The following is a 16,965-nucleotide window of genomic DNA, read 5'->3' on the forward strand; positions in this document are numbered from 1 at the left end:
CCGATGGTACTGCCTCCTTGCTGGGGTGGGAGAGTAGGACGCCGCCGTAATTGATGTTGGTTGGGCTCGTTTGGTTGCCTCTTGTGGGGGTGGCTGGGCGAGCCCTTCCGCATTTGTGGGGGTGTTTGTGTGTTGGGGGGGCGCTGCCCCCCCTTTTTTTATGAACGGGGCCGGACGGCAGGAGAATTCGCCCCTTCTTCCTGCGCTTCTGGGATCGTCGCCGCCTCCGCGCAGAGGCTGGCAGGAAGCCCCTCGTACTTGAGGGCGCCACGGTTTCGTGCCGCCCGCGCCCGGTGGTGTTCTCCGCAACTGCCACTCGGTCCGATCGCGTTGCACCGTGCGCCTCATCCGGGCAGGACACCCGCTGTTTTACGTGGCAGAACTCTCACCGTGTGGTGGCTTGGGCCAACGGGCCCCGGGCCTGACCCGGTGATCGTCCACCGGCTAGGCTCCAGTTCCTGTGACATCACACGCCTTTCGCCCCGCTATCGGGCTTTTGACAATTCCTGTCCGGATTCGGTAGATCGCATGGATATCGAGATCGTCGGCCTGCTGATTCTCGCGGCTGCCGCCGCGGGCTGGGTGGACGCGGTTGTTGGAGGCGGCGGCCTCCTGCTCCTGCCCGCGCTCCTGGTGGCTTTTCCAACAGCCCCCGTGGCCAGTGTCCTGGGGACCAACAAGCTCACGGCCGTCTTCGGGACCTTCTCCGCCGCGATCACCTACGCCCGCGGATTGAAACTGGACCCGCGTGTGGTCTGGCCGACCGCGGGACTCGCCCTCGCCGGATCGGGGGCCGGGGCGGCGCTGGCGGGAGCTGTCTCCTCGGCGGCGCTGCGCCCGGTCGTCATGGTGGTTCTGCTCACTGTTCTGGCGGTCGTCGTCCTGCGGCCGGCGCTCGGCTCGGCCGCACGCCCCACGCTGCTCACCCCGCGCCGTATCGTCGCCGCCGTAACGGTGGCCGGCGTGGGAATCGCCTTCTACGACGGAATCATCGGTCCCGGTACCGGGACTTTCCTGATCATCGCGCTCACGTCGATCATCGGCATGGACTTCGTCACTGCCTCCGCGTCCGCCAAGATCGTCAATACCGCGACGAACCTGGGCGCCATCGCCGTGTTCGCCTACAACGGCAACGTGATGTGGCTGCTGGGACTGTGCCTCGCCGCCGCCAACATCGTGGGTGCACAGGTGGGCGCGCACATGGCACTGCGCCGCGGCACCGGTTTCGTGCGGGTCGTCCTCGTCGTGGTGGTGGTCGCGCTCGTGGTCAAACTCGGATACGACCAGTTCGGCTGAGTAAGCCGCTCGGTCGGGTCTCCGGTGAATTGCGCCGAGGCCGCACATGGGAAAAGAAACGGCTCGACCGTACTGCCGGTGCTGTTAGCCCCGATGTGACCCGTCACACCAATTCCCACCACAATCGCAGGAGAGAAGGGGTGAATGGCGCCCTTCGCGAGGTTTTCCGACAGGTCACGGTGCCCCCGGTGTCGGCTGTCAAGAGTCGGGACGGCTAAGCTTCCGCATGTTGCGGATGGCTTTTCGACGTACCCTCCAACGCGGGCGACCGCCCGACGGTTCCCGTGTGGCGTGATGTCGCCTCCGCAGGACACTCAGCCAGCGAGTCAAGGACGGACCCTCGTGGACCTGTTCGAATACCAGGCGAAGGAACTCTTCGCGGAGTACGGGGTTCCCGTACCCCAGGGAAAGGTGGCGAGCACGCCCGAGGAGGCGCGTGTCATCGCCGAAGAATTCGCGGCCGCGGGCAAACCCCGCGTCGTGGTGAAGGCCCAGGTGAAGACCGGCGGGCGCGGTAAGGCCGGTGGCGTCAAGGTGGCCGACGGCCCCGACGACGCGACCGCGAAGGCCGAGCAGATCCTCGGCATGGACATCAAGGGCCACACGGTCCACCGCGTCCTCGTCGAAGAGGCCAGCGACATCGCCGAGGAGTACTACTTCTCGTTCCTGCTCGACCGGGCGAACCGCACCTTCCTCTCGATCTGCTCCGCTGAAGGCGGCATGGAGATCGAGGAGGTCGCGGTCTCCAACCCCGACGCCGTCGCGAAGGTCTCCATCGACGCGATCCAGGGTGCGCCGGCCGAGATCGCCGCCGCCATCGTGGCCCAGGGCAAACTGCCCGAGGCCGCCGCGAAGGGCGCCACCGAGCTCGTCACCAAGCTCTGGGACGTCTTCGTGGCCAAGGACGCGACGCTCGTCGAGGTCAACCCCCTCATCCTGACCAAGGACGGCAACGTCGTCGCGCTCGACGGCAAGGTCACCCTGGACGAGAACGCCGAGTTCCGCCAGGACCTCGACGCGCTGTCCTTCGCGGCCGAAGGCGACCCGCTCGAGGTCAAGGCCAAGGAGAAGGGCCTCAACTACGTCAAGCTGGACGGCGAGGTCGGCATCATCGGTAACGGTGCCGGGCTGGTCATGTCCACGCTCGACGTCGTGGCCTACGCCGGCGAGGAGCACGGCGGCGTGAAGCCGGCGAACTTCCTCGACATCGGTGGCGGCGCCTCCGCCGAGGTCATGGCCAACGGCCTGGAGATCATCCTGGGCGACCCCGCCGTCAAGAGCGTCTTCGTCAACGTCTTCGGTGGCATCACCTCCTGCGACGCGGTCGCCAACGGCATCGTCCAGGCCCTGGAGCTGCTGGAGGCGGGCGACAGCGACGTCTCCAAGCCGCTCGTGGTGCGTCTGGACGGCAACAACGCCGAGCTCGGACGCAAGATCCTCAACGACCGTAACCACCCGGCGGTCCGCCAGGTGGCCACCATGGACGGCGCCGCCGCACAGGCCGCCGAACTGGCCGCGAAGTAACCGGGGACTATCAACATGGCTATCTTCCTCACCAAGGACAGCAAGGTCCTCGTGCAGGGCATGACCGGCTCTGAGGGCACCAAGCACACCCGCCGCATGCTCGCTTCGGGCACCACCATCGTCGGCGGCGTGAACCCGCGCAAGGCCGGCCAGAGCGTCGACTTCGACGGCACCGAGGTTCCGGTGTTCGGTTCGGTGGCCGAGGGCATCAAGGCCACCGGCGCCGACGTCACCGTCATCTTCGTCCCGCCGAAGTTCACCAAGGACGCCGTGATCGAGGCCATCGACGCCGAGATCGGCCTCGCCGTGGTCATCACCGAGGGCGTTCCGGTGCACGACACCGCCTACTTCTGGTCCTACGCGGGCTCCAAGGGCAACAAGACCCGCATCATCGGGCCGAACTGCCCCGGTCTGATCACCCCGGGCCAGTCCAACGCGGGCATCATCCCGGCCGACATCACCAAGCCGGGCCGCATCGGGCTGGTGTCGAAGTCGGGCACGCTCACGTACCAGATGATGTACGAGCTGCGCGACATCGGCTTCTCCACCGCTGTGGGCATCGGCGGCGACCCGATCATCGGGACCACGCACATCGACGCCCTCGCCGCGTTCGAGGCCGACCCCGACACCGACGCCATCGTCATGATCGGTGAGATCGGTGGTGACGCCGAAGAGCGTGCCGCGGAGTACATCAAGAACAACGTCACCAAGCCCGTCGTGGGCTACGTGGCCGGTTTCACCGCGCCCGAGGGCAAGACGATGGGCCACGCGGGTGCCATCGTCTCCGGTTCCTCCGGTACGGCCGCCGCGAAGAAGGAGGCCCTGGAGGCCGCCGGCGTCAAGGTCGGCAAGACCCCCACGGAGACCGCCAAGCTGGCGCGCGAGCTGTTCTAGGGTTTCCACCCCAGTGAGCCAGGGGCCCGCCGCACGCCTTCAGGGGCAGTGGCGGGCCCGCGCTGTTCTCCCGGTGTGCGCGGGTGCCGACTACCACACCGCGCAGAGGAGCCAAGTGCCGACACGCCCGGTGCAATAGGCCGCCCGGAGGGCACCGGCTGGGAGCATGAACGGGTGAGCGCGCCAGCAGGATCTCCCGTGAACCGCGGCAAGCCCCGCGGCTCCGCCGACCGCAAGCCCAGCGGGCGCGGTCGGTCGGCGGCCGCCTTTGCACCGACCGAGGACGACGCTCCCCGGCCCTTGTACACGGCAGGCGGCATGGGTGCCGCTTCGGCTGCCGCGATCGGGCTGACCACACTCGTCACACTGATCCTGATCGGTTGGGTGGCCGCTCCGCACGCCACGTTCGGTGAGGACATCGCGGACGTGTTCCGGGTGGCCGTGCAGGCGTGGCTGATCGGTCAACACGCCGGGTTCGAGATCCCCGGTGGGCACGTCGGAATGCTGCCCATCGGTCTGCTGATCCTGCCCGGCATCCTGCTGTACCGGTCGGGGAGGTGGCTGGCGCGCAGCTGTGAACTTCCGCGGCTGCGCCACGTGTTCCAGGCAGCCCTCGCTCTTGCCGGACCGTATGCGGCCATTTCCGGGACGTTGGCGTTGGTCGGGCAGACCGAGGTGATCCAGCCCAGCATGGTGCAGGCCCTTCTCTCCGGTTTCCTGCTGGCCTTCGTGGCCGGCGGACTGGGGGTGCTGCGCCAACTCCTCAAGGACAAGGCCATTCCGCGCCGCCGGTTGCTGGAGATCATGCCGGCGCGCTGGCGTTCGTTGCTGGTGGGGACGTTCAGTGCGACGTCGACCCTGCTACTGGCGGGGACACTGCTGTTCTTCGGCGCATTGGCGTTCAACATCGGGGAGGCGGTCGCCGTCACCGAACGATTGGCGCCCGGGATAGTCGGAGGGGCGCTGCTGTTGTTGATCCAGCTGATGTACCTGCCCAACGCGATCATCTTCGCCGGCTCCTACGCCATCGGTCCTGGTTTCGCCCTGGGGGCCGAAACCACGGTCGCCCCCACCGGCGTCGTCCTGGGGCCGGTCCCCCACCTGCCGATGCTGGCCGCGCTGCCCGAAAGCGGCCCGGCCCCCGTGCTGTCGTTGGTGGCGCTGGCCGCACCGCTGGTGGCCGGAGGCGTCGGTGGGGCACTGACGTTGCGCAGTGCGCCCACGGTGGTCAGCGAGGCGGCGCCGTTGTGGGGATTCGTCTGCGGGTTGACCACGGGGATCGTGTGGGCCGGTCTCGCGGTGTTGGCCGGCGGCCCGTTGGGGGCGCAACGCCTGGCCGAGGTGGGACCCTCTCCCTGGCACGTCGGCCTGGTCACCGCACTTGAGGTGGGCGTGGCGGCGGCGATCACCGCGTGGGTGGCGAACTGGCTGTACTTTCGCACCCCGCGCAGCGCCAGGCAGGCTGGTGCCGCCAAACGGCGGCGGTGGATGCCCCGGTTGCGGCGGCGGACCAAGGCCGAGCGCACCGCGATCCCTGCGGTTGCCGGTCTCCGACCGGGGAGGGGGGAGAGGGGTGGGCAAGCCCCCGCGCCGACCGAGCCTGTCGAGGGCCGTGGGCCCGTCAACGAGCCGGAGCCGGAGCCCGTCACCGAACCCGGTTCCGGAAACGACGGCGCGGCGGTGGCATCGCGTCCTGCCAAGCAGCGGCGGCGGCGGTGGACGCCCCGGTTGCGGCGGCGGACCAAGGCCGAGCGCACGGCTGTTGCCACTGACGAGGACGCGGAGCTCTACGGGATCACCTACGAGGCAGGTCCCGAGTCCGCGGAGGCGGACACTCCCCGACCGCTGGACGACGATGCGGCCCCGGCCCCGTGACCGGGCGCAGCCGTTGTGAACCAGCCGGCGGGGGCGCTACAGCAGCTCGGCGATCTGGGGGTAGTCGCTGAAGCGCTCTTCCAGGGCCTTTTTGTACGTGGCGTCGCACTGGTCCTGGGAGCTGACGGTGTTGGCCTTGGCGGTGCACTCGCGCAGAGCGGTGTTCTCGTCCCACAGCACGGCGGTCTGGACGGCGAACAACGCGGAGAAGGCGATGCCCACGATCCCCACGATGATGCTCAGCATCGCTCCGGGCGCCTGCGCGCCGTTGGCCTTGGCGCTGCGCCGGGCGCGGATGCCCTGGATGATCCCGAACACCGACAGGATCGCACCGTAAGGCGGCAGGAGAAGCCCTGCGGTGGAGAAGAAGAGTCCCCAGAGGCCGCCCCGCTCGACAGTGGGCTGCTGCCCTTCGGTCTGCTGCGTGGACGGCTGGTCTGTCACTTGGGGCTCCTAGCGGCTTCGCGGAGGTGAGAAAGCATGTGAGGTAGACGCTACCCGTCTCTGGGTGAAACCTCGTACCCCGGTCCTGCGGGGGGCGTCGTGTTCCCGTGAACACGGTGCGCGCGGTCGGTTTTCGGGGCCGACCCCTGAAGGAGGGACCGCGTGGGGATAGGCTGAGCAGCGGCACGGAGGCGTTCAGGCCCCCGCTGCGGTCCGCCTTTGGCGGACCGGCCCGCATTCCGGATGCTGCGCGCTTCGGTCGCGCCCCCGGGAACGGGGACGCCGTTGTCGTCCCCACTTTGTTTTCCCATGAGGAGGAAGCACACTGTCGGCGCGAGTAGTCGTTCTCATCTCGGGCACGGGCAGCAACATGGCGGCCCTGCTCGACGCGGCCGCGGATCCCGCGTATGGCGCGCAGATCGTCGCGGTCGGTGCCGATCGCGAGGCGGCGGGCCTGGCCCACGCAGAGCAGGCCGGTATCCCCACGTTCCTGATCCCTTTCTCCGACTACGCCGACCGGGCGGAGTGGAACCGCGCGCTGGCCGCGCGGATCTCCGGGTTCACGCCTGACCTGGTGGTATCCGCCGGGTTCATGCGGATCCTGGGCCGCGAGGTGCTCAGCGAGCACACGGTCGTCAACATTCATCCGGCACTGCTGCCGGCCTTCCCCGGAGCGCACGCCGTCCGCGATGCGCTGGCCTACGGGGTCAAGGTCACCGGTGCCACCGCGCACTTCGTCGACGAGGGCGTCGATACCGGGCCGGTGATCGAACAGGTCACCGTCCGGGTCGAGGACGGCGACGACGCTGCGGTGCTGCACGAGCGCATCAAGGGCGTCGAGCGCCGCATGCTCGTGGACGTGGTGGGCAGACTGGCCCGTCAAGGCTGGGCCCTTGACGGCCGACAGGTGAAACTGGGCCCAGCGCCCGGAAGCTATGCGACAGAGGAGAACCGGTGACCCAGCAGGCCGTTCGGCGTGCGCTGATCAGCGTTTACGACAAGACCGGAGTGGAGGCGCTGGCTCTCGGCCTCGCCGAGGCGGGTGTGGAGATCGTCTCCACCGGCTCGACCGCAGCCCGGTTGAGCGCCCAGGGAGTGCCGGTGACCCCGGTCGAAGCCGTCACGGGTTTCCCCGAGTGCTTGGAAGGCCGGGTCAAGACCCTGCACCCCGCGGTGCACGCCGGGATTCTGGCCGACCGGACCAAGGCCGAGCACCGGGCGGCCCTGGAGGAGCTGGACATCGCCCCCTTCGATCTCGTCGTGGTGAACCTCTACCCGTTCGCCGACACCGTCGCCTCGGGGGCCTCTCCCGAAGAGTGCATCGAGAAGATCGACATCGGCGGACCGACCATGGTCCGCGCCGCTGCCAAGAACCACCCGAGCGTTGCGGTCGTGGTGGACCCCGCGGCCTATGACCGCGTGCTGGAGGCCGTCCGGGCGGGCGGATTCACCCTGGACCAGCGCAAACGCCTGGCTGCGGGGGCGTTCGCGCACACCGCTGCCTATGACGCCGCAGTCTCCAGCTGGTTCGCCTCCGCCTATGCGCCCGACGAACTGTCGGTGGCGTCGGGGTGGCCCGACTTCGCTGCGGAGTCCTACGAGCGCGCCGCCACGTTGCGTTACGGGGAGAACCCCCACCAGAGCGCTGCCCTCTACCGTTCCGGCTCCGGTGCCTCGGCAGCCGGCCTGGCCGGTGCGCGCCAGTTGCACGGCAAGGAGATGTCCTACAACAACTACGTGGACGCCGATGCCGCGCTGCGTGCCGCCCACGACTTCACCGACCCGTGCGTCGCGATCATCAAGCACGCGAACCCGTGCGGTATCGCTGTGGGCGACGACATCGCCGAAGCGCACCGCAAGGCCCACGCCTGTGACCCGGTGTCGGCGTACGGCGGGGTCATCGCCACGAACCGGACGGTGGACGCGGCGATGGCCGCGCAGGTCGCCGAGGTCTTCACCGAGGTCGTCGTCGCCCCGGGCTTCGACTCCGACGCCCTGGAACTGCTGACCCGCAAGAAGAACATCCGGCTGTTGGAGGTGACCGCGCCGGGCCTCTCGGCCCGCGCGGAGATGCGCCAGATCAGTGGCGGTGTCCTCATCCAGATGGCCGACCTCGTCGATGCCCCCGGAGACGACCCGGCGGCCTGGGAGTTGCGTGCTGGGCCGGCCGCGGACGAAGCGGTGCTGGCCGACTTGGCGTTCGCGTGGCGGGCTGTGCGTGCGGTCAAGTCCAATGCGATCCTGCTGGCCGCGGACCGTGCGACGGTGGGCGTTGGCATGGGGCAGGTCAACCGGGTGGACTCGGCGCGTCTGGCAGCCGCCCGGGCGGGGGAGCGGGTCCGCGGTGCTGTTGCCGCCAGCGATGCGTTCTTCCCCTTCGCGGACGGGCTTGAGGTCCTGACCGATGCGGGAGTGCGCGCCGTTGTGCAACCGGGGGGTTCGGTTCGTGACGAGGAGGTCGTGGCCGCCGCGGAGAAGGCGGGCGTGACCATGTACTTCACCGGTACTCGGCACTTCTTCCACTAGGTCCCGGGTTCGTTGACCTGCGGGCGTCTCGCCCCGGAAGCGGGGTGGGACGCCCGTGTCCATTCGGCAAGAGAGGGATACGGTGACTGCGCAGATTCTCGATGGCAAGGCGACCGCCGCGGCGATCCGGGCGGAGCTGACCGAGCGGGTGGCGGCGCTGCGGGCCAAGGGGGTCGTTCCCGGACTGGGGACGGTCCTAGTCGGTGACGACCCGGGCAGCCACTCCTACGTGCGCGGCAAGCACCGCGATTGCGCGGAGGTAGGGATCGCCAGCATTCGCCGGGACCTGCCCGCCACGGCGACCCAGGAGGATGTGGAGCAGGCTGTTGCCGAGCTCAACGCCGACCCGGCCTGCACCGGCTACATCGTGCAACTTCCGTTGCCCAAGGGGCTGGACGAGAACCGGGTGCTGGGGCTGATCGACCCGGCCAAGGACGCCGACGGTCTGCAACCCGTCAATCTGGGGCGGCTGGTCCTCATGCAGAAGGCCCCGTTGCCGTGCACGCCGCGCGGCATCGTCGAGCTGTTGAACCGCTACGGTGTTTCGCTCAAGGGCGCCGACGTGGTTGTGGTCGGCCGGGGCGTGACGGTGGGACGGCCGCTGGGGCTGCTGCTGACCCGGCGTTCGGAGAACGCGACGGTGACGTTGTGCCACACCGGGACCCGCGATCTCGCCGAGCACACGAGGCGCGCCGACATCGTGGTGGCAGGCGCAGGCGTTGCCGGTCTGATCACGGCCGACATGGTGAAGCCCGGTGCAGCGGTATTGGACGTGGGCGTCTCGCGCACCGCCGAGGGCAAACTGGTGGGCGATGTGGCTGCGGACGTACGTGAGACGGCCGCCTATGTGGCGCCCAACCCCGGTGGAGTGGGGCCGATGACGCGGGCGATGCTGTTGGCCAATGTGGTCGAGGCGGCGGAGGCGGCCGCGGTCTGAGCGGCTCGTGGCCGGGGCACGGAGGTGTCCGGCCGGGCTCGGGTGGGAAGCCCCTGAACGCGGGGCTTCCCACCCGGACTAGCTCGCCTTTCGGTCCAGGACCGGGATCGGGCGTACCAGGCCCAGGGCGACGACCTCGTTGGCCAGGCGGGTTCGCCTGTTGACTCCTTCGCCGATACGGAATTTCTGGTACAGGCGTAGTAGGTGCTGTTTGACGGCCGCCTCGGTGACGACAAGGGCTTCGGCGATCTCCCGCGCTGTTGCGGGGGAGACGAATGCTTCGTCGGACAGGGCCGGGCGGCACAGCGCGGTCAGGACATCGAGTTCGCGACGGGTGAGCTCGGGAGCCGCGCCGCGGCGCAGCTCCACGTCGGGGTTGAGTTCCTCCTGGATGAGGCCGCCGATCTTGCAGCGCGCGGCGCCGAAGCTGACGACATCGCCCTCCTCTAGGACTCGGCGGGCGATGGGGCGGCCGTTGACGCGGGTGCCGTTGCGCGACAACCCGAGGTCGACGACATAGACGTAGGGGCCGCGGCGAATGAACTCCGCGTGGAGCTGTGAGACGCTCGGGTCGGTGAGGTGGATGTCGGCCCCACCCCCACGTCCCACAGTGGTGACCTCTGCTGCGAGGGGTTGTACGTCACCACTCTCCTCGACCCGTATATAGGGCCCGTCCACGGTTGTTCCTCCCAACGTGGGGCGCGACCTGCGGTAATGGGTGCGACGGGGCGTTGTGGCACGCGCGGGGGCAGGGGTGGCCCGCGATGCCGTCGCCGACTGAGTGGGGTTCATAGGGGATCGTCCTCGCTCACCGTGGCACTCATCTCATGATTGGTTACCCGTGACACGTCACTTCTACGCCCTTGTTGGTGAGGAAGGGCGTCATCTCAGGGGGTTTGCGACATTTTTGAGAAATTCGGGTGGCTTGCTCGTCGGGGTGTAAGGTGACCGAATTCCCGCACCCTTGGTGCGGGTGTGGTGAAGGTCATCGGTCAATTTTTGAGCGTGGCCAGCGATGTCGTGAAGTCGCCGATGACTGTTGGTGGTGACTGGCCGCCGAATGAGGCGTGTTTCGGTCGCGGCATAATCTTTCATGGCCGGACCGCGCCATGACACTCATCACCGGTCCGGTCGGTCCCGCAATGGTGTGCGCTAGCGTGAGGTTACGGTGAGCCAGAAAACGGTGGAGGCAGCGGTAGCACGCCAATCTGATCCCCCCGAGGAGCCCGGGGGCGACACGGTCGACTCCGGTTCCGCCCCGCGGGCGGAAGTTCCCGGCTGGCTGTCGCAGGTGCCCTATTTCCTGGTGCTGTCCATGATGAGTTCCGGGATCGTGGTGGTCGCCGCGGCGTATTTCAAGCGCGGCCCCGCCATCATCGCCGGTGCGCTGCTGCTCGGAGCGATCTTTCGCCTGCTCCTGCCGCCCAAACGGGTCGGCATGCTTGCGGTGCGGCGTAGGTGGATCGACGTCACCACGCTGGTCACTCTCGCGGTGCTCCTCATCGTCTTGGCATGGGTCGCGCCACAGCTCTGATCCGGGTCTCTAATAAGCTTGATATCGAGATACCGCATAGTCCGACAGATGAAGCCATCGGGACATGTCCGGATCGGCCCCGCCGACCGGGCGTGCGCAGGACTCTTGCGGCGAGCAGATGGCCACGGCATGGACCCGCCGCACGGCGCGGTCGGCCGCAGGGCCAGTAGCCGGCCCCGAGCCGGCCGAAACGAAGGGACAGCCACACAGCCATGGCCAAGATCAAGGTCGCGAACCCCGTAGTAGAGCTCGACGGCGACGAGATGACGCGCATCATCTGGTCGTTCATCAAGGAGCGGCTGATCCTGCCGTACCTCGACATCGACCTGAAGTACTACGACCTGGGGATCGAGGAGCGCGACCGCACCGACGACCAGATCACGGTGGACGCCGCCAACGCCATCAAGCAGTACGGCGTCGGCGTCAAGTGCGCGACCATCACTCCCGACGAGGCCCGGGTCGAAGAGTTCGGCCTCAAGAAGATGTGGCGCTCGCCCAACGGCACCATCCGCAACATCCTCGGCGGCGTGGTCTTCCGCGAGCCGATCATCTGTTCCAATGTTCCGCGTCTGGTCCCCGGCTGGACCAAGCCGATCATCATCGGCCGTCACGCCCACGGCGACCAGTACAAGGCCACGGACTTCAAGGTCCCCGGCCCCGGCACGGTCACGATGACCTACACGCCTCAGGACGGCGGCGAGCCCGTCGAGTTCGAGGTCGCCAACTTCCCCGAGGGCGGCGGCGTCACCATGGGGATGTACAACTACCGCAAGTCCATCGAGGACTTCGCCAGAGCGAGCCTGAACTACGGCCTCGACCGCGGCTACCCCGTCTACCTCTCCACCAAGAACACCATCCTCAAGGCCTACGACGGCCAGTTCAAGGATGTCTTCGCCGAGATCTTCGAGGCGGAGTTCAAGGAGAAGTTCGACGCCGCGGGCATCACCTACGAGCACCGGCTGATCGACGACATGGTCGCCGCTGCGCTCAAGTGGGAGGGCGGCTACGTCTGGGCCTGCAAGAACTACGACGGTGACGTGCAGTCCGACACTGTTGCGCAGGGCTTCGGCTCGCTGGGCCTGATGACCTCGGTGCTGCGCACCGCTGACGGCCAGACCGTCGAGGCCGAGGCAGCGCACGGCACGGTCACCCGGCACTACCGCCAGCACCAGCAGGGCAAGCCGACCTCGACCAACCCGATCGCCTCCATCTTCGCCTGGACCCGGGGCCTGGAGCACCGCGGCAAGCTCGACAACACCCCCGCGGTGATCGAGTTCGCCACCACCCTTGAGGACGTCGTCATCAAGACCGTCGAGGGCGGTCAGATGACCAAGGACCTCGCGCTCCTGGTCGGCCCGGAGCAGGAGTGGCTCACCACCGAGGCGTTCCTCGCCGCGCTGGACGAGAACCTGCAGAAGCGTCTCGCCTGACGCCTGATGTTCCCGTGTTGGGAGGGCGGTGCCGGCCGTAGCGTCGGTGCCGCCCCCTCGGCCTGCTGTTCTGGGGGTTTGCGGGCGAGATGTCACTGGTTGGCCGGCAACCCCGGGGAACAGTGGCGCAGATCATTGCTCGCGCTTGGCCAAGCCGGACCGGTGGCCTTTACTCCCGGGCCCGTAGTGTCTTACTTGAGACGGAGACGAGATCCCGTTCTCAGTAATAACCGACGTGACCGGCCGAGCGCCCGCTGGGGGGTAGGCGCGCACGGCGCGGAGCGTCACCGGAAGGTCCCGCAGCTGAACAAGCGCGGGACCTTCCCTCTTTTCCATGCGAGCGGGCGTCCCCTGCCGTTCGGGCCGGATCAGTCCTGTAGGGCCGACTCCGGAATCTCCTGGCCGGTGCGCATCGCTTCGAACATCTCCTCCGAGAGGCCCTCGTCCCACAGCACCACCGAACCCGCGCCCGGCAGAGTCGGGGTGGAGCCCACCGGAACGGTCGTGGTGCTCGGCTGGTCGCGCATCGCCAGCGCCATGCCGGCGAGGTTGCTCAGGTGGTCGTCGTCGTCCACGCTGAAGGTCGCGGTCCCGTTGACCACCAGGGGGACCGAGCGGAACGGGTTGACCAGGGTGGAGGGGGCGGTTGCCTTCGACACCAGCGCGCTGAAGAACTCGCGCTGGCGCTGGATCCGGTCCAGGTCCGCGCGGGCGGAGGCGCGGGTGCGCACGTAGCCCAGCGCGGTCGCGCCGTCCATCTCCTGGCAGCCGGCCGCGATGTCCAGCCCTGCCTTGGGGTCCTCCATCGGTTCCTCCGGGCACATCTCCACGCCGCCGATCGCGTCCACGATGTCGACGAACCCGGCGAACCCGATTTCCACGTAGTGGTCGATGCGCACCTGGCTGGCCTGCTCGAAGGATTGCACCAGGGTCGCGGGTCCGCCGCCCAGGTCCTCGGCGAAGGCCGCGTTGATCTTGTTCTCGCCGATCCCGGGGATGCTCACGTAGGAGTCGCGCGGCACACTGACGATGGAGGGCCGCCCGCTCTCGGGAACGTAGAGCACCATGATGGTGTCGGTGCGTTTGCCCTCGGCGCGTCCGGTGCGCAGCGAGTTCATGTCCTCGTCGCTGAGCCCGTCCCGGCTGTCCGATCCCACGATCATGTACGTGGTCCCCGGTTGGTCCGCGGGGCGGCCCTCGTAGTCGGTGAGCGCATCCACCCGCTGTAGGCGGGAGTCGGCCCAGAAGTAGAAGACCGTGGGGACCAGGACGAGCAGCGCGATGACGACCACGGCGATCGTGCGCCGTCGCCGCGCCCGGCGCTCCTTGTCACGGCGGTTGCGCCCTGTGCCGTCATGGATTCTGCCGCGTCCTCCTGAGGCGGAGCCGCGCCGTGTCGACGATCCGGGGTCCACCGGGGGCATCCGCTTGGTGGGCTGGGTACGTCCCGCCGACCGCTGAGCCGAATCGCGCTCCCGGTAAAGCCTGTTGATCTCGTCGGGCACGCCCCCGTCGGCGCCGCGCCGGAAAACCCCGGTACGGTCCGCACTGGGCCTGCGCTTACGCCCATCTGATCTGTCAGCCATCGCCTTGGTTGCCCGTCCGTTCGCCGTCGCTATGCCTTATTGGACTCGCCACATGGTATTTCGGTTCTATTGGGGGAAGACCGCGCCTGGTTTGCCGCATCATGCCTGGTCCGGCAAGCGCCGTTGGAGGTGTCGACGCTGATGCGGGGCGGAGCCGGAGGGGTCGCCCCAGGTCCTTGCCGGGGTGGGCACCCGATAACGTCGTGACCGGCTCGGGAGGTGACGGTGACGGGATTGTTCGGTATCCGGCGGCGCAGTGGTGCACCGCTCGTGCACATGGGGGAACGGGTCGAGCCGGAGCGTGAGGCCCGTGTGCTGGCCGAGCTGTTCTCCGCGGTCTACGGTATGCCGCCCGCGGGGGTGTGGCGAGCGCCCGCCGCAGCCGCGGTGATCGGGGACGACGGTCCGCTGGGCGACGGTGTGCTGTTGTCGGTCGCGCTGCCGTGGGGGGCGTCCGTCGCACTGGCCCCGGCCACCGATGGAGTGGTCCAGGTGCGCCGTGCCGAGCGTCCCCGCCGGGTCGTCCGCGGCGACGCCACCGTCGCGGTCCTCACCGCGCTGGCCGAGGCCGGATACGGTCTGCCCTCGGGGACGGGGGTCCGCGTCCTGGTGCGCGCCGCGCCGCTGGGGGGCGTCGCTCCGCTCATCGCGGCGGTCCTGCTGGCGCTAGCCGAGGTCTTCGCCGGACCGGAGCCCTCCCGTGAGCGGGCTTCCCTGGTGCGCATCGCTCATCGTGCGCACGAGGGGGCACCCGGGAACCCCGCCGACCTCGATGCCTCGCTGCGTTGTGCAGAGGGGCGGGCCCTGTTGACGGATCGGCGCAGCGGGACCGGGCGCACGATGGCGTTCGCACTGGCCGGCGCCGGACTGCGGCTCCTGATCACCGACACGGGGGCGGCGCGGGCCGCCGACCAGTTCGCTGCACGGCGCGTGGAGTGCGACAAAGCGGCAGCGCAGCTGGAGGTGGCGAGCCTGCGTGACGTCGACGACCTCTCGGGAGCCCTGACGGTGCTCCACGATCCGGCCCTCCGGTTGCGTGCCAGGCACGTGGTGACCGAGGGGCATCGGGTCAACGCCCTGGTCGGGCTGCTGCGCGCCGGCGCCGCCGGAGATATCGGCGCGCTGCTCAACTCCTCGCACCTGTCCTTGCGCGACGCGTTGGGGGTTTCCACCCCACAGGTGGATGCCGCGGTCGACACCGCTGCCCGACGCGGGGCCAGGGGCGGGCGGATGAGCGGGCCACTGGGTTTGGCGCTCTCGGTGGTGCCAGAGGGGCGGGCTGCTCCGATCGCCGAGGCCGTGGCGGCTGCCTTCGCCGCGCATCGTTGGTCTGCCCCGGTGTTCTTCAACGCTGTACCGGCCGGGGGAGCGGGCCGGGTCGGGTAGCGCCGGCCGTACGGCAGGCCGGCCCCGAGGGCGTTCGACGGCGCCCCGCCCATTACGGGAGCAACCGTTGCATGGCAGGGTGGAACAGGTCCGCTGCGGGGCGTTGCCCATGAGACGGCCCGTTTCGGGACACACGGTGCGTTCTCCCCGACCGGCGTGGCGACCGGGGCTACGCTACGTCCCCATCGAAACCGGTCGATCATGCTGGAGGCGGAGTGACCTCATTGTCGGTGCGAGTCCGGACCGGGGTGCAGCGTTATCAGCACGCGGCGATGGATTACTACTGGGCGCTGCGTGAACGCAGGCCGGGCATCGACCACATCGTGCGGGCCTACGAGCGCTACGCCGACCAGCGCGGCAACCAGTTGGCGGCATCCGTCACCTACTTCTCCTTCCTGTCCTTCTTCCCGCTGATCGCGCTGGCCTTCTCGGTCCTGGGGTACGTGGCCGTCTTCGACATGGGCGCCCGCTCCTACATGGAACAGGCGATCGACGACCTGTTGCCGGGACTGGCCGAGCAGCTCCCGATCGACCAGGTCGCCCAGGCGCGTACCGGTGCGGGGGTGATCGGTCTGCTGGGCCTGCTCTACGCGGGGCTCGGCGCGATCGCGGCGCTGCGCGAGGCGCTGCACATCATCTGGTTGAAGAATCCCGCGGACGGCCCGAACTTCCTGCTCGCCAAGCTCTGGGACGTGGTCGTGGTGGTTCTTCTGGGGGCCGCGCTGCTGGCCTCGGTGGCCTTCACCAGCGTTGCCCAGGCTGCGACGAGCTGGCTGCTGTCGTGGGTGGCGTTGGACGGCGCGTGGTTCGCTCTGGTGGCGACCCGGCTGCTCGGATTGGCGATCGCCATCACCTTCGACACTTTCATCTTCATGGTGTTGTTCGCCCGGCTCTCGGGGACGCGTCGGCCGTGGCGCCTGCTGTGGAGGGGGGCACTGCTGGGTGCGGTCGGTTTCGAGGCGCTCAAGGCGCTGGGCGCGCTCCTGATCGCCGGGACGCTGTCCAACCCGGTCTTCGCCTCGTTCGCGGTGGTCGTGGGATTGCTGGTGTGGATCAACGTCGTGCTGCGGTTCGTCATTTTCGCGGCGGCCTGGACCGCGACCTGGCTTCCGATCCAGCCGCCCTACCTGGGGGCGGTCCCCATGAGCGTGCCGGTCTCCGCGTCGGCCGCCGAACCCGCCGTCCTGACCCGTTGGGAGCAGCGCAGCGTCCACTATTGCGCGACGTTGCCGGCCAGGCCCAGCCACGAGCAGGCGCTGCGCTCCGAGCGACTGCTGCGCAACCGGAGACTGGTGGACCGCGCCCGGTCGCTGGCCACGCCGTTGCTTCTGGGGACGGGGGCGTTCGCCCTGCTGGTGTGGTCACGGCACCGGCGTACGATCCGACGCGGCCGGTGACCGCTCACATCACGTGTTGGTCACTTCGACAGGGTTTCAACTTCCGTTGTGTAGCGTGATCATCGACAAGTGGGGCCGAACCGTCAGAACGTGATGGAACCGTGCGTCCCGGTGGCCGTTGCTAGCAACGTTTGCT

14 protein-coding genes are annotated in these 16,965 nt (G+C 68.7%); 11 read left to right on the top strand and 3 right to left on the bottom strand.

The genetic code is table 11. The features are described from left to right. Positions 1 to 528 precede the first annotated feature (528 nt). The 4 genes from QSJ59_RS19240 to QSJ59_RS19255 all read left to right on the top strand — a co-directional run bounded on the left by QSJ59_RS19240 (position 529) and on the right by QSJ59_RS19255 (position 5,589). A complete protein-coding gene (locus QSJ59_RS19240) occupies positions 529 to 1,296 on the top strand; it encodes a TSUP family transporter (RefSeq protein ID WP_285761107.1) in 768 nt (255 codons plus the stop codon). Positions 1,297 to 1,638: 342 nt separating this feature from the next. Continuing rightward, a complete protein-coding gene (sucC, locus tag QSJ59_RS19245; RefSeq protein WP_285761108.1) occupies positions 1,639 to 2,820 on the top strand; it encodes an ADP-forming succinate--CoA ligase subunit beta in 1,182 nt (393 codons plus the stop codon). A 15-nt stretch (positions 2,821 to 2,835) separates the two neighbouring features. Then, positions 2,836 to 3,714, top strand: coding sequence for a succinate--CoA ligase subunit alpha (gene sucD / locus QSJ59_RS19250; protein ID WP_285761109.1), 879 nt, complete (start codon positions 2,836 to 2,838; stop codon positions 3,712 to 3,714). Between the two features lie 318 nt (positions 3,715 to 4,032). Then, positions 4,033 to 5,589, top strand: coding sequence for a cell division protein PerM (locus QSJ59_RS19255; RefSeq protein ID WP_285761263.1), 1,557 nt, complete (start codon positions 4,033 to 4,035; stop codon positions 5,587 to 5,589). Positions 5,590 to 5,625: 36 nt separating this feature from the next. Here the strand turns inward: QSJ59_RS19255 and QSJ59_RS19260 are convergent, their stop codons facing one another. Next, positions 5,626 to 6,033, bottom strand: coding sequence for a DUF4190 domain-containing protein (locus QSJ59_RS19260; protein ID WP_285761110.1), 408 nt, complete (start codon positions 6,031 to 6,033; stop codon positions 5,626 to 5,628). A 325-nt stretch (positions 6,034 to 6,358) separates the two neighbouring features. Between QSJ59_RS19260 and purN the strand changes: the two genes are divergently transcribed. The 3 genes from purN to QSJ59_RS19275 all read left to right on the top strand — a co-directional run bounded on the left by purN (position 6,359) and on the right by QSJ59_RS19275 (position 9,496). Continuing rightward, entirely contained in the window at positions 6,359 to 6,991 is a 633-nt protein-coding gene (gene purN, locus QSJ59_RS19265; RefSeq protein WP_285761264.1) for a phosphoribosylglycinamide formyltransferase, read from the top strand. Next, positions 6,988 to 8,559, top strand: coding sequence for a bifunctional phosphoribosylaminoimidazolecarboxamide formyltransferase/IMP cyclohydrolase (gene purH, locus QSJ59_RS19270; protein WP_285761111.1), 1,572 nt, complete (start codon positions 6,988 to 6,990; stop codon positions 8,557 to 8,559). Before purN ends, purH begins: the two co-directional genes overlap by 4 nt. Positions 8,560 to 8,641: 82 nt before the next feature. After that, on the top strand, positions 8,642 to 9,496 hold the full coding sequence (locus QSJ59_RS19275; protein ID WP_285761112.1) for a bifunctional methylenetetrahydrofolate dehydrogenase/methenyltetrahydrofolate cyclohydrolase: 855 nt from the start codon (positions 8,642 to 8,644) through the stop codon (positions 9,494 to 9,496). Between the two features lie 78 nt (positions 9,497 to 9,574). Here QSJ59_RS19275 and QSJ59_RS19280 read toward each other — a convergent pair whose 3' ends face one another. After that, positions 9,575 to 10,174: an FHA domain-containing protein gene (locus QSJ59_RS19280; RefSeq protein ID WP_285761265.1), complete on the bottom strand. Its 600-nt coding sequence runs from the start codon at positions 10,172 to 10,174 to the stop codon at positions 9,575 to 9,577. A gap of 490 nt (positions 10,175 to 10,664) precedes the next feature. Between QSJ59_RS19280 and QSJ59_RS19285 the strand changes: the two genes are divergently transcribed. Beyond that, a complete protein-coding gene (locus QSJ59_RS19285) occupies positions 10,665 to 11,030 on the top strand; it encodes a DUF3017 domain-containing protein (RefSeq protein WP_285761113.1) in 366 nt (121 codons plus the stop codon). A 212-nt stretch (positions 11,031 to 11,242) separates the two neighbouring features. Then, complete coding sequence (locus QSJ59_RS19290; protein ID WP_285761114.1) at positions 11,243 to 12,460, top strand: NADP-dependent isocitrate dehydrogenase; 1,218 nt, start codon at positions 11,243 to 11,245, stop codon at positions 12,458 to 12,460. Between the two features lie 368 nt (positions 12,461 to 12,828). Here the strand turns inward: QSJ59_RS19290 and QSJ59_RS19295 are convergent, their stop codons facing one another. After that, complete coding sequence (locus QSJ59_RS19295) at positions 12,829 to 14,046, bottom strand: LCP family protein (protein WP_285761115.1); 1,218 nt, start codon at positions 14,044 to 14,046, stop codon at positions 12,829 to 12,831. 225 nt (positions 14,047 to 14,271) lie between these two features. Here QSJ59_RS19295 and QSJ59_RS19300 point away from each other — a divergent pair, with 225 nt between their 5' ends. Both QSJ59_RS19300 and QSJ59_RS19305 read left to right on the top strand, forming a co-directional pair. Continuing rightward, entirely contained in the window at positions 14,272 to 15,432 is a 1,161-nt protein-coding gene (locus QSJ59_RS19300; protein WP_285761116.1) for a galactokinase, read from the top strand. Positions 15,433 to 15,647: 215 nt separating this feature from the next. After that, positions 15,648 to 16,829: a YhjD/YihY/BrkB family envelope integrity protein gene (locus QSJ59_RS19305; protein WP_285761117.1), complete on the top strand. Its 1,182-nt coding sequence runs from the start codon at positions 15,648 to 15,650 to the stop codon at positions 16,827 to 16,829. The last annotated feature ends 136 nt before the right edge of the window (positions 16,830 to 16,965 follow it).

Source organism: Nocardiopsis ansamitocini (genome assembly GCF_030268225.1).
GTDB lineage: Bacteria > Actinomycetota > Actinomycetes > Streptosporangiales > Streptosporangiaceae > Nocardiopsis_D > Nocardiopsis_D ansamitocini.

Excerpts from the sequence above, each read along its gene's own strand:
- QSJ59_RS19255 (WP_285761263.1), top strand. The coding sequence starts at position 4,033 with ATGGGTGCCGCTTCGGCTGCCGCGATCGGGCTGACCACACTCGTCACA.
- QSJ59_RS19295 (WP_285761115.1), bottom strand. The coding sequence starts at position 14,046 with ATGGCTGACAGATCAGATGGGCGTAAGCGCAGGCCCAGTGCGGACCGT.
- QSJ59_RS19240 (WP_285761107.1), top strand. The coding sequence starts at position 529 with ATGGATATCGAGATCGTCGGCCTGCTGATTCTCGCGGCTGCCGCCGCG.
- QSJ59_RS19290 (WP_285761114.1), top strand. The coding sequence starts at position 11,243 with ATGGCCAAGATCAAGGTCGCGAACCCCGTAGTAGAGCTCGACGGCGAC.
- sucD (WP_285761109.1), top strand. The coding sequence starts at position 2,836 with ATGGCTATCTTCCTCACCAAGGACAGCAAGGTCCTCGTGCAGGGCATG.